General features: G+C 56.6%; 11 protein-coding genes. 3 read left to right on the forward strand and 8 right to left on the reverse strand.

The window, feature by feature from the left end; all coding sequences use genetic code 11:
- Position 1: 1 nt before the first annotated feature.
- From AC3Y7R_RS08630 to AC3Y7R_RS08640, 3 genes are read right to left on the reverse strand one after another with little or no spacing between them, the layout of a single operon-like run.
- On the reverse strand, positions 2–2,797 hold the full coding sequence (locus AC3Y7R_RS08630) for a DUF4159 domain-containing protein (RefSeq protein ID WP_490041630.1): 2,796 nt from the start codon (positions 2,795–2,797) through the stop codon (positions 2–4).
- On the reverse strand, positions 2,764–3,654 hold the full coding sequence (locus AC3Y7R_RS08635) for a DUF58 domain-containing protein (RefSeq protein ID WP_490041631.1): 891 nt from the start codon (positions 3,652–3,654) through the stop codon (positions 2,764–2,766). Before AC3Y7R_RS08635 ends, AC3Y7R_RS08630 begins: the two co-directional genes overlap by 34 nt.
- Positions 3,651–4,658, reverse strand: coding sequence for an AAA family ATPase (locus AC3Y7R_RS08640; protein ID WP_490041632.1), 1,008 nt, complete (start codon positions 4,656–4,658; stop codon positions 3,651–3,653). The genes AC3Y7R_RS08635 and AC3Y7R_RS08640 overlap by 4 nt, the downstream gene beginning before the upstream one ends.
- 66 nt (positions 4,659–4,724) lie before the next feature.
- On the opposite strand from AC3Y7R_RS08640, the gene AC3Y7R_RS08645 reads away from it, so the two are divergent.
- Together AC3Y7R_RS08645 and AC3Y7R_RS08650 are read left to right on the forward strand one after the other, a co-directional pair.
- Positions 4,725–5,312 (forward strand): DUF1285 domain-containing protein, encoded by a 588-nt coding sequence (locus tag AC3Y7R_RS08645; protein ID WP_490041633.1) that lies wholly within the window; start codon positions 4,725–4,727, stop codon positions 5,310–5,312.
- Between the two features lie 79 nt (positions 5,313–5,391).
- Complete coding sequence (locus AC3Y7R_RS08650; protein ID WP_490041634.1) at positions 5,392–6,018, forward strand: LysE family translocator; 627 nt, start codon at positions 5,392–5,394, stop codon at positions 6,016–6,018.
- 77 nt (positions 6,019–6,095) lie between these two features.
- Here the strand turns inward: AC3Y7R_RS08650 and polA are convergent, their stop codons facing one another.
- The 4 genes from polA to AC3Y7R_RS08670 form a co-directional block, all read right to left on the reverse strand.
- Positions 6,096–8,882: a DNA polymerase I gene (gene polA, locus AC3Y7R_RS08655; protein WP_490041635.1), complete on the reverse strand. Its 2,787-nt coding sequence runs from the start codon at positions 8,880–8,882 to the stop codon at positions 6,096–6,098.
- Positions 8,882–9,061, reverse strand: a complete 180-nt coding sequence (locus AC3Y7R_RS08660; RefSeq protein WP_490041636.1) for a zinc-finger domain-containing protein — start codon at positions 9,059–9,061, stop codon at positions 8,882–8,884. The genes polA and AC3Y7R_RS08660 overlap by 1 nt, the downstream gene beginning before the upstream one ends.
- 119 nt (positions 9,062–9,180) lie before the next feature.
- On the reverse strand, positions 9,181–9,549 hold the full coding sequence (locus AC3Y7R_RS08665; RefSeq protein ID WP_490041637.1) for an HIT domain-containing protein: 369 nt from the start codon (positions 9,547–9,549) through the stop codon (positions 9,181–9,183).
- 4 nt (positions 9,550–9,553) lie between these two features.
- Complete coding sequence (locus AC3Y7R_RS08670; protein WP_490041638.1) at positions 9,554–11,131, reverse strand: DUF5928 domain-containing protein; 1,578 nt, start codon at positions 11,129–11,131, stop codon at positions 9,554–9,556.
- A 157-nt stretch (positions 11,132–11,288) separates the two neighbouring features.
- Between AC3Y7R_RS08670 and AC3Y7R_RS08675 the strand changes: the two genes are divergently transcribed.
- Positions 11,289–12,107 (forward strand): sulfotransferase family protein, encoded by an 819-nt coding sequence (locus tag AC3Y7R_RS08675; RefSeq protein WP_490041639.1) that lies wholly within the window; start codon positions 11,289–11,291, stop codon positions 12,105–12,107.
- Positions 12,108–12,273: 166 nt separating this feature from the next.
- On the opposite strand, the gene AC3Y7R_RS08680 is transcribed toward AC3Y7R_RS08675, so the two are convergent.
- Entirely contained in the window at positions 12,274–12,588 is a 315-nt protein-coding gene (locus tag AC3Y7R_RS08680) for an ArsR/SmtB family transcription factor (RefSeq protein ID WP_490041640.1), read from the reverse strand.
- Between the last annotated feature and the right edge of the window lie 59 nt (positions 12,589–12,647).

Consider the following 12,647-nt stretch of genomic DNA (forward strand, 5'->3'; position numbering starts at 1 on the left):
CTCAATTCCCCAACCGTTCCAGTAATGCAGGTATGTGGACCTGATCAGATTTGTAATTTCCGGTCAGCACATGCATCACCACATTCACCCCAAAGCGGATCGCCAACTCGCGCTGGCGTTCGCCGCCAAAGCCGCGCCCGACCGGGTAGCGCGGGTTGCCACGTTCGTCGCGCGCCCACGCGGCGGCCCAGTCATTGCCACCAACCAGCACTGGCGTGACGCCATCGTTGAGATCACGAAACGGCAGGCCCTCGGCCAGCTCGGCGTCAGTGGGGGCAGCTTCGACCCAGATATCACGCGAGGTAAAGCGCCCGGGGAAATCTTGCAGCAAGTAGAAGGTGCGCGTTAGCACATGGTCTTGCGGAATTTGCTCCAGCGCGGGGATGTCCAGCGGGGCGGCCAATGCCTTTAGTTTGCGACCCTGCGGTGTCGTCGAGCCAAAACCGCCAATGTTGCCGTCGCGCGTGTCGAACAAGATCATTCCGCCAGTGCGCAGGTAGCGGTTCAGCTTGGCGTAGGCCTGCGGTGAGGGGGTTTTCTGGCGCTCGGATATGGGCCAATAAAGGATCGGAAAGAACGACAACTCGTCGGCTTCCAAGTCCACCGCCACAGGGGTTGCAGGCTCCACCGAGGTGCGGCGAAACAGGCTTAGGGATAGGCCTTTGAGGCCCTCGTCCGAGACGCGATCCAGCTTGGCATCGCCGGTTTTCACATAGGCCAGCACGACCTCGGAGGTGGCCGCGAGGGCAAGGGCACCTGCGCCGGTCTTGGCATCATTTTGGGCATGGCTGGGGTGTGGAAAACCGCTCAGGGCGAGGAACACTACAGCAGTCGCGCCCGCGCCGCGTAGTTTACCTGATAGGGCCAGTGTCGCGATAATATCAAGCAGCAACAGGGCGAGTGCGAAGGACAGCAATGCGCCCATCAGCGCCGTTTGTTGTGCCACGGATATGCCTTCGAGCACAGTGCCAGCCGGCCAAACTGACGGGGCTAAAATCACGCCGCTTGGCAGCACGTTCATGGCGATGCGGCGGTCCGTACCGGCGTAGAGGCCGGGGGGCAAGTCGGCCCCGATTTGGCGCGCGCCCAGCACCTCGCCGGGGATGCCAGAAAGGTTGCCCGCGTCGCGGACCACACCGAAGGCATCAAGCGTTTCCTCGGGCACCCATGTGGTGCCGATAAGGTCCTCAGCGGCAATCTCCGCCGGGCGGGTCGAAATCGCGAGGCGTTCCAGCATTTGCACGAACAAGCCTGACAGCGGCAGGGTCGACCACTCCGCGTTGGCAGTGACGTGGAACAGGATAATTTGACCGTCACCCAGTGGCTTACGGGTCACCAAAGGCGTGCCGTCAACCAGCGAGGCAATAGTGCGCGCGGCCAAATCGGGGTCCGGCTGCGCGACAACTTGCGAGGTAACTTCGACATCTTCGGGGATGTTCAGGCCAAAGAACGGGCTATCGCGAGTAAAGTCACGCAAGGCCTTTGGCGCACCCCATGACATGGCCCCGCCAACACTGCGCCCGCCTGCCCGCAAGCGCACAGGCATCAACGGATCAGAGCTGGAAATGTCAGCAGCGGCAGTGCGCGGTCCGGCAAAACGGACCAACATGCCGCCCTCGTCGATCCAATCAAGTAGCGCGTCACGCTCCGCCCCAGAGACCGTGGCGACATCGGCCAGAATTAGGGCATCTGGGCTGGCCAGAAGTATATCTTGAAGCGCGCCGTCGATCAGGTCAGCCGTCGGGATCAGGGCTTTGTTCAGGTAGTAGAGCGACGACAAAAGATCTTGGGCCTCTTGGTCGTTGCTGCCCGATAACAGCCCCACTTTACGCCGTTTCAAGGCATCATCCGTTAGGGTCACGGCCCCGGCCGAGCGGACGCCTTGCAACTCAAAACGGCGGATGCGATTGCGTAACTCGGACGGCAGGTCGAGCAAGATTTCGGTCTCGGTCGCGCCGATAGCGAAGGACGCGGTTGCGGTGGCCAAGGTCTGTTCGGTGCCGTTCGGGTCTGGACCGACCGCGTTGAGCGTCAACTCGTGCGGGCCAGCGGCGGGGCTGCGCAAAGCCGTCACCGAGATATGGCCGTCTTTGAAAATAGCGGAGGTCAGGGCGAGCACCGGGCGCGCGGTCTCGATAATGGTGACGTCCCCTTTGGATTTAAACGCCGTGAGCATGTCATTGCGGCTGGCGCGGTCCAGGCCATCAGATAGCCAGATGGTTTCGAAGTTTGTGTCGCCGAGGCGCGTGGACCAGTCGGCCAGCGCTGCGGCGTCCGGCTCCCAAGCGCGCGGGGTCACGCCTGCCAGACTGGCCGCGACCGTATCGGCAGTTTGGAATATCAACTCGCCCGCGGGGGGGGCGGTTAGCAGGGCAATAGCGGCGGGGCGGGCATCACGCGCGGCCTCGGCCAACAAATCCTCGACGCGGGCCGTGCGTGTTGGCCAATCGCGCGCGCTGGCCCATGTGCCGTCCATAACGATCAGCAGCGGGCCGGAGCCGCCACGGTCATGTTTGGGGTTCAAAACGGGGCCGGCAAAGCCGATGATAAACGCGGCAACGGCCAACATACGCAACAGCAAAAGCCACCAAGGCGTGGTGTCGGTTTGGGCCTCGTCATCTTTGAGGCCCAACAGCAGCGCGATACCGGGAAAGCGGCGTTTTATCGGCGCGGGTGGCACAGCGCGCAGCAGCCACCACAGCATTGGCAGCACGGCAAGCGCGGTCAGTAACAGCGGGGAGGTGAAGGCAAGGTTGGCCAGCATTATGCGCCCCGCTCTAGGGATTGAAACAGCCATAGCAACGCATGGCTAGCCGGATCGCCAGTGTGATGGCACAGATAGCGCCAGCCAGTTTGGCGCGCTAAATCTTGCAAGCTGGCTTTGCGTGCGGCAAGGCGATCCAGATAGGCCTCGCGCAGGGAATTGGCTTTTTGGGTCTCGAATTTTATCGCGCCGGACATGCTCTCGAACACGGTGCGCCCGTCATAGGGGAAGGTTTCTTCAACGGGATCAAGCACATGGACCAATGCGCCGCGCACGCCGCGATCCGTAGCCGAGGTCAGGGCCAACTTGATGGCGTCCATATCGCCCATGAAATCCGAGAGGAACACAGCGCGCGAGCCTGTCGGCAAAATTCGTGCATTGGGCGTGCCGTAATCTGCGGTGCTTTGGGCATCGATCAAGTGGCGCGCCACACGGTCCAGCTGTGCTTCGCCGCGGCGCGGTGGGGTGCCGCGATCTGCCAGCCCGAACCGCTCGCCGCCTTTGTTGAGAAGCACGCAAAGCGCCAGCGCCAAAACCCGCGCACGGTGGCCTTTGCTGGGGCGGTTTTTATCTCCGGTGAAGGTCATTGAGAGCGCATCATCGACCCAAAGCATCACCGATTGCGCCGCCTGCCATTCCTTTTGGCGCACGAATGTCGCGTCAGAGCGCCCCGAGCGGCGCCAATCAATATCGCGCAGCCCGTCGCCATATTGTGTGGGGCGGTATTGCCAGAACTCGTCGCCCATGCCGGCGCGTTTGCGGCCATGATCGCCCAACTGAACCGTCGCGGCCAAATGCTCGGCCTGCGCCAAAAGCGCTGGAAAAGCAGCCGCGTGGGACTCGGCACGGTAGCGCAGATTGGCAGATGCGTTTGGGCTGGCTTGGCTCACGCGGCGGCTTTGCGAATGCTGGTTTGCGCCGCAACATCTGCGATCACATCACTTAGAATGCGCCCCTCTGCGCGCGCGGCAAAACTCAACGCCATGCGGTGTGACAAGATCGGATCAGCCAGCGCCAACACATCATCGGATGATGGCGCAAGGCGGCCCTGCATCAGCGCACGCGCGCGAACCGTCAGCATCAAAGCTTGGGCGGCGCGCGGACCCGGACCCCACGAGACGGTCTCGCGCACCAGATCGGTGGCCTCATCCGCATCAGGGCGGCACGCACGCACCAGATCAAGGATGTGCTCAACCACCGCGTCGCCCACAGGCATGCGGCGAATGAGCGTTTGCGCGGCGATCAATTCAGCCCCAGTAAAGACCTCGCTGGATTTCGCATCCGCTGTGCCCGTGGTGGCCAGCAAGATATCGCGCTCGGTATCGCGGTCAGGGTAGTCGACGTTGATTTGCAGCAAAAAGCGGTCGAGCTGGGCCTCGGGCAGTGGGTATGTGCCCTCTTGCTCCAACGGGTTTTGTGTGGCCAGCACATGAAATGGTCCGGGCAATTTGTGATCGGTTCCAGCCACCGTGACGGATTGTTCCTGCATCGCTTGCAACAAGGCGGATTGCGTGCGCGGCGAGGCGCGGTTGATCTCATCGGCCATCAGCAATTGCGCAAAAATCGGGCCTTCAATGTAGCGAAACGCGCGGGTGCCATCATCGGCCGTTTCCAACACCTCAGAGCCGATGATATCGGCGGGCATCAGATCAGGAGTGAATTGCACGCGGTTAGCACTGAGCCCCATGACAGTAGAAAGCGTATCAACCAACAGCGTTTTGCCAAGGCCGGGCAGCCCCATCAGCAAAGCATGCCCACCTGAGAGCATCGCAATCAACGCTAAATCCACGACATCTTGCTGCCCGATAATTTGTTGGCCAATGCTAGTGCGCGCGCCATCAAGCTTGCTCGCGAGAGTTTCAATGTCTTTTACCAAGTCTTGCGCGTCATCCATGTGACAATTCCCTCAGAACGGCTATAATCAATTCCTGTATAAAGGCAGAAAACGCAGGATAATAGAATGGCAAAAGAAACCGATGCACAAAAGCTTGAGTTGCCATCAGCGCAAAGCATTGAAGCCGCCGCAAAAGAGGCTGGAAAAGGCGGTATGCCGCCAGTGGACAAGTGGAACCCGCCGTTTTGTGGTGACTTGGATATGCGCATCGCACGCGACGGGACGTGGTTCTATCTAGGCACGCCGATTGGGCGCGCTGGTTTGGTCAAGCTGTTCTCGAGCGTTATTCGCAAAGATGGGGACGATTATTTCCTTGTCACCCCGGTTGAAAAAGTCGGGATCTTCGTTGATGACGCGCCTTTCGTGGCGCAAGATTTTGACGTGGACGGCACGGGTGCGGATCAAAAACTGCACTTCGAGACACATGTCGGTGACCGCTTTGCTGCGGGGCCAAATCACCCAATCCGCGTGAGTTATGACAGCGACGGCGAGCCGAGCCCCTATGTGTTGGTGCGCCGCAACCTAGAGGCGCTGATTGATCGCAAAAGCTTCTACCGTTTGGTGGATATCGGCACGCATCATAATGATTGGTTTGGCGTCTGGTCGGATGGCGAATTTTTTCCCATTATCGCGTCAGATGCGCTGGATAAATAAATGCGCCCTGAGGCGGCAATAGACAGCAACTAGGTTTAGTGTTTTTAGTTGGCACGAACTCACCTTCGGAGCAGGAATAATGGATTTTTCAACTTGGGCCACTTTCGCTGCGGCCTCTATCGCGCTGCTTTTGATCCCCGGACCCACCATTTTATTGGTGCTTAGCTATGCACTTAGCCAAGGGCGCAAGGTTGCATTGGCCACGGCAGGCGGTGTTGCTTTGGGCGATTTAATCGCGATGAGCGCCTCGCTTGCGGGACTTGGAGCTTTGGTTTTGACCTCGGCTAAACTGTTTATCGTGTTGAAATGGGTTGGCGCGGCGTATTTGATTTATATGGGCGTGCAATTGCTGCGCAGCGCGGGCGGTGCTGGTGTCGGCTTAGAGACAATGCAAGACATATCCGCGCGGCAATGCTTTGTGAATGCCACAACGGTCACGGCGCTGAACCCAAAATCCATCGTATTTTTCATCGCGTTCGTGCCGCAATTCGTCGATGCCAACGCAGCGTTATTGCCGCAATTCGCCATTTTGATTTCCACTTTTGTGGGCTTGGCCACGATCAACGCCTTGGCCTACGCATTACTGGCCGACAAGCTGCGCACACGCATGTTGCGCCCCAGCGTGATTGGATGGTTAACGCGCGCAGGTGGTGCGGCGCTGATCGCCATGGGCGTCGCAACAGCCACAATTAAGCGCGCGGCCTGATACACGACTGAGGCGTCAATGCACCGCATAATATACGACTGAGGCGCTAATGCGCCGCACAATATATGACTGAGGCGCTAATGCGCCTCGGCCCAATTCGCGCCCTGCCCCGCGTCAACCACCAGCGGCACATCGAATTTCACCACAGGTTCCGAGGCGTTTTCCATGATATCACGCACCACTGCGATGGTTTCATCCACCGCCTCTTTTGGCACCTCGAAGATCAGCTCGTCATGCACCTGTAGCAACATTTTGCATGGCAGGTCTTTGATCGCCTCGGGCATGCGGATCATCGCGCGCCGAATAATATCGGCGGCAGTACCTTGGATCGGCGCGTTGATCGCGGCGCGTTTAGAAAATCCTGCACCGGGGCCTTTGGCGTTGATCTCGGGTGTGTTGATTTTACGCCCGAACAGCGTTTGCACATAGCCGTGATCTTTGGCGAATTGCACGGTCTCGTCCATATAGGTTCGGATGCCGGGGAAGCGCTCAAAATAGCGGTCGATGAAGCCCTGCGCCTCGGCGCGCGGGATACGCAAATTGCGCGCCAACCCAAAGCCAGAGATGCCGTAAATCACCCCAAAGTTGATCGCCTTGGCTTGGCGGCGCACGTCTGGCGTCATCTCGTCCAATGGCACGCCGAACATCTCGGAGGCGGTCATGGCGTGGATATCATGGCCATCTTTGAAGGCCTGTTTCAGCGCGTCAATTTTGGCGACATGAGCAAGGATTCGCAGCTCGATCTGGCTATAGTCCAGCGACACCAGAACGTTGCCCTGATCGGCAATAAACGCCTCGCGGATACGGCGGCCTTCCTCGGAACGCACAGGGATATTTTGCAGGTTCGGGTCCGACGACGACAAGCGGCCCGTGTTCGCGCCAACGATAGAATAACTGGTGTGAACGCGGCCCGTGTCAGAGTTAATGTGGGTTTGCAACGCGTCGGTGTAGGTCGATTTCAGCTTAGAAAGCTGCCGCCAATCAAGCACCAGACCGGGCAGTTTATGCTCTGTCGCGAGGTCTTCGAGAATATCGACACCAGTGCTATAGGCACCAGTTTTGCCCTTTTTACCACCGGGCAACTCAAGTTTATCAAACAAGATTTCACCCAATTGTTTGGGCGATCCGACGTTGAAATCTTGGCCCGCAAGCTCATGAATTTCCGCCTCTAGCCCTGCCATTTTCTGGGCAAAGGTATTGGACATCCGGCTCAGCGCGTCGCGGTCCACTTTGATGCCGTGACGCTCCATCTGGGCCAGCACGGGAACCAGTGGACGCTCCATCGTCTCATAGACAGTAGCCACGTTTTTCAAATGCAATTGCGGCTTGAGAAGTTGCCACAAGCGCAGCGTGATATCGGCATCCTCGGCCGCATAGGGCGAGGCATCATCTATCGGTACGCGGTCAAAAGTGATTTGACTTTTACCCGCACCAATCAAGGACTTAATCGCGATTGGTTTGTGGTTTAGATACCGCTCCGAGAGCGCATCCATGCCGTGATTATGCAGCCCAGCATTTTGCGCATAGCTGATCAGCATCGTGTCATCAATCGGGGCCACAACCGCGCCATAGCGCACAAATATCTTGGCATCATATTTCATGTTTTGCCCAATTTTGAGGATGCTTTCATCCTCCAGCATCGGGCGCAACATATCCATTGCCACCTGCAAGGACATCTGACCCTCGGCGCGCTCATTCGTGCCAAACAGGTCGTCACCGCCCTGCATATGCCCCAGCGGGATATAGCACGCGTGGCCGGCGTTCACGCAAAGCGACACGCCGACCAAATCGACGGTCATATCATCAAGCCCCGTGGTCTCTGTATCAACCGCCACGAAGCCGTGCTCGTAAATCAGATCGAGCCATTTTTGCAGCGCCTCAGCGTCGCGCACGGTCTCGTAATTGGCATCCGTGATGTCTGGCATCTCGGGCGTATGTGCGGCGGATGGGGCCGTATCCTCAATGACGGGCGCGTCGGCACCTAACTTGTCGGCGATACGCTTGGTCAGCGTGCGAAATTCCATGCGTGCAAGGAACTCCAGCAGCTTTTCAGGCTCAGGGTCGCGCACTTCCAAATCATCAATCGAGAACTTCAGCGGCGTTTTATCATCCAAAGTCACCAACCGCTTGGACAGCTCGATCTGGGCGCGATGGTCAATCAAAGTTTGACGCCGCTTTGGCTGTTTGATCTCTTCGGCACGGTCCAGAAGTTCTTCCAAGCTGCCGTATTCATTGATCAACAGCGCCGCCGTTTTAATGCCAATGCCGGGCGCGCCGGGCACGTTGTCGGCGGTGTCTCCGGCCAAGGCCTGCACATCAATCACCCGTTCCGGTCCCACGCCGAACTTCTCCTCGACGCCATCGACATCAATCACGCGATTTTTCATCGCGTCATACATCTCGACGCCGCCACCGACCAGTTGCATCATGTCTTTGTCGCTTGAGATGATCGTGCAGCGCCCGCCCAGCTCGCGCGATTGCACGGCTAAGGTCGCGATGATGTCATCGGCCTCATAACCCTCCATCTCTTCGCAAGCGATGTTAAAGGCAATCGTCGCCTCGCGCGTTAGCGGCATTTGCGGGCGTAAATCTTCCGGCATCGCCTCGCGGTTGGCCTTGTACAGATCATACATATCGTTGCGAAATGTGTGCGATCCCTTGTCGAAAATCACCGCCACATGGGTCGGCGCATCAGCGCCCGTATTGCCCTCGATATAGCGCTGCAACATGTTGCAAAAACCCGCGACCGCGCCAATTGGCAAACCATCAGATTTGCGCGTCAGCGGTGGTAGGGCATGGTAGGCGCGAAAGATAAAGGCAGAGCCGTCAATCAGGTGCAGATGGCAACCCTTGCCAAACGCCACTAAACCTTGCCCTCAAAATCGCGGTGAACGATCTTTTTGTCGCAATAAGGGCATGTCACGAAGCCTGTTGCCTCAGTGATTTGCAGCCAAACGCGCGGATGCCCTGAACTTGCGCCGCCGCCATCACAGGCCACACGCATTGCGTCTACAATTTCGATCTCAGAGGCAGCAGTCGCCATAATTCATCATCCCATATCAAGAAAAGTCAGGCCGCAATCATAGCGTGCCCAGCCGCCCCTACAAGAGCCGAGTAGCGGGTTTCATCTTGGCAAAAATATTCCCCTCGGAGAGGCAGCTATCAGGCCTTCGCCAACATCCGACCCAAAGGGCGGCCCGCCAAAATATGCACATGCATATGTGGCACTTCCTGCACGCCCGCCTCGCCCGCATTGGAGATCAGACGAAAGCCGCCATCCTCCAAACCCATCTGCGCACAGATCGTGCCGATAGCCCGGTTGAACGCCACTATTTCCGCATCTGAGGCGTCTTGAGTGAAATGATCGTAAGACACATACGGCCCCTTGGGGATCACCAGAATATGAACCGGCGCTTGGGCATATAAGTCATTGAACGCCAACACTTGGTCGTTTTCCAACACCGTGTCATTGGGGATTTCACCCCGCAGAATTTTGGCGAATATGTTTTGATCATCGTAGGTATAGCCCATGGCGTTAGTCCTCAAACAGGTAGTCAATGTTCAGTATTTCGAGCGCCTCAGCTTCCTTGATATCAAGAAACGCCACAAGGGGCGCCACGTTCTGATCGCGGGTTTGGTTCTCGGAAATTTTGAAATAATGCGGGAAGTCCGCGTCCTTGATCTGATCGCTTTCAAACAAGAAGTTCTGGCGCACTGTGGGCAGTAGGCGATCAATCGTATCTTGCGGGGTCATCTCACCAGCAAGCCCCACGCGTTTGGCATGGCCCAAGAGGTACTCATCCTCGAAACGACACTCGATTTCCAACAATCGCGTGGTGGAGTTATCCGAGAATAAATCCGTTAGCAGGTCCAGATTTGACGGGTCCAGACAAATCACCATCCGGTTTTGCCCGTAGTGATCATACAGCAAGCGCATCAGCGCGCGGCGGTGGCGGGTTCGTTTCCCCAAAGTCGTTTGAATACCGCCAAGGTCCGGCAGGATCGTATCGGCTTCATCGAACAGATATTCAGCGCCTTTCAGCTCTGTGTTTTCCAGAATGCGGCTCAAAAGCCGCTTGGCCACATGCCATTTCTTACAGGCGACAACCATCAACTCCCGCTCGCGGCCGAGCGAGCTTTCACGCTCCCAGAACCGGGTCGCGAACCTGCGGCCAACCCGCCCTTTACCAGAGAGGAATTTAAACAGCGTCAGCCCCTCGTTGGACGTTTTGAAATCCATGCGTTCAGACGCATAAAGATCGCCCAGACGCTCTTTTAGCTCCAGCGCATCCGGCGAAACCTTACGGGCGAATAAGAAGTCCTGACTGAGCAGCAAGTCATAGTGGTCATTATAAAACGTCACAGGCATGCCGTAGTCGGTAAACATGAGAAACGTCAGAGTGCGGGTTTTAATCTCGGTGGCGGGAACGAGGTGGCGGACCAACGTTTGAAAGAAGGTTTCGTCGGGAATCCATGTTGTTTTGAAGAACCGCATTACATCGGGCCGGTCCTTGGTGAAGTCGAGCACCCACTCCACGGTACGGCGCCGCAGACACCACCATTGCGAGCCGATCATCATTTGTAAATCTGCCGGAATTTCCCGCTTCAGCCCTAATTTCTTTTGCAACTCGTATGATTTATAGAACAGCCACTTGCGTTGCCGCTCGTTGAACCAGTGGCGATAGTACAGCCGGTCCCCTTTCATACCGGTTTTGATCCAATCCGAAGCGAAATAGTCAAAACTCTCGATGTAATCGACATCATCGGCATCAAGCGCCTCATGCGCATAGGTCGCCGATTTAATCGCCATGCAATCCCCTGACAGCATGTAGAAGTGGGTGGCACGGGGGAATTCCTCCACGGCCGCCCTCATCGCGTGCAGGGTTGCCTGAACCAGCGACCACTCGCCCCAGCCACACTTGATGCGCTTTTTGGCGAAGGCCACGTTGGGGTTATCGTCCAGCGCATCGCGAATCTCTTTATAGGCGGCGGGGTCGGCACTTGCGTCAAAGTGGATCGACATACAGTCACCAACAGCCGTAAGCCGTTCTGCCTGGTCGATAATTGCACCGGGGTCTTTATGACACAAAAGAATAAAGGCGATTTTTGCCATCTGGAATTTAACCCCGGTCCCGTTTTAAAACTCTTTTAGGTTTGCCTACATAACCTTAGGAACTGTTGATTAAACAGTCTGTGTTTGTATTTGTAGGGGCAATTGTGGCTAAAACGTAAACAATCGGCCGCTGAAGTAGAAGAACGAGGATCAAAGTATGGGCTTTCCCGGAACCTGGATGACAGAAAGTGAGAGCATGGTGTACCGCGTGGTGCCCAAATGTGCCTGCTCGTCTATTGGACAGATAATGTATTACTCCGACCACGGGGAATTCTTTGACGGGGACATTCATGATGCCACCGGCAAGATGCACAAGTGGGCGATCGAGGAAAGCCAGCCGAAGATTGAGCGAAATGTCACCAGCCACAAAAGCTATGCGTTCACATGCGTGCGCAACCCATATGGGCGCATCTTGTCGTCGTTCTTTGACAAAATCTGTGGCATTCAGCGCAACGGAAAGCGGTATCGCGGGAACTTGGTGCCCTTATTGGTACAAAAATACGGCATCGAGGTCGGGGATCCTGAGACTGGCTTTGAGTTTGATCAAATCCAGTCGTTCCGCCGCTTTTTACTGTTTGCACGCGACACCATCCGCTGGCGCCGCCCGATGGACCCCGACATTCACTGGTCGGCAATGTCGGGCCATGTGGCGACGTTCATCAAGAACGGCGGGCACTACGACAGCATCGTTTACACCGAGACATTCAACGACGGGATGCAATCGGTAATGGATAGCTTGGACACCAAATATAAGGTGGATGTGGCCAAAATTCCGCGCTTTAACGAAAGCGAAGGTCACGGCCCAAAACGCGCGCACCCGATCGAGGATTACTTCGACGACCTGTCGATGCATCTGGTCTACGAGATTTATAAGCGCGACTTTAACCTGTTCAAATATGACGTCCAAAACCCCGGCAACAAAATGCCCATCGGGGAGATTGATCTAGACGAGGTACACGCCAAGCTTGGGGATTGAAGCACGAGGAAGCCACCATAGGGATCGCGCTATCGTTCGCGGACCCTGTGCGATGCCTGCTTAACCAATATGAAGTCAGCCAACATCAACTTCGCGCCATGCAAGTCTTGTCCGGAGCAAAAATCATCAACTTACTGCATCAGTTAACACGCCAGGAATTTTATCCTCAAGTTGCGCAACAGCTTTTCAGCTGAGGGCTATCGTTGCAGCAATCATCCATTAAGAATGATATAAGCGCACCGATACGTGCGAAATCAACGGTGTAGCATAAACTTCGCGATTGCCGTTCACTTTGGACAAAGCCAGCTTCTGATAAGGCCGCCAAATGAAATGATGCGCGCGAAGGGCTTGCGCCAACTTTTTCCGCGATTGCCCCCGCACCCAGACCTTCGGGGCCTGCAATAACCAAGAGTCGGATTATTCTCAGCCGGTCCGCATTCGATAAGGCATGGAACAGGGATGCAGCTTCTGTCTCAATCATATTTCAACACCTCTTGAAATGAATTACGCACTGTGCAATCTATACTTCAAGATTCGTTG

The sequence above is a fragment of the Litoreibacter sp. genome (assembly GCF_058136045.1).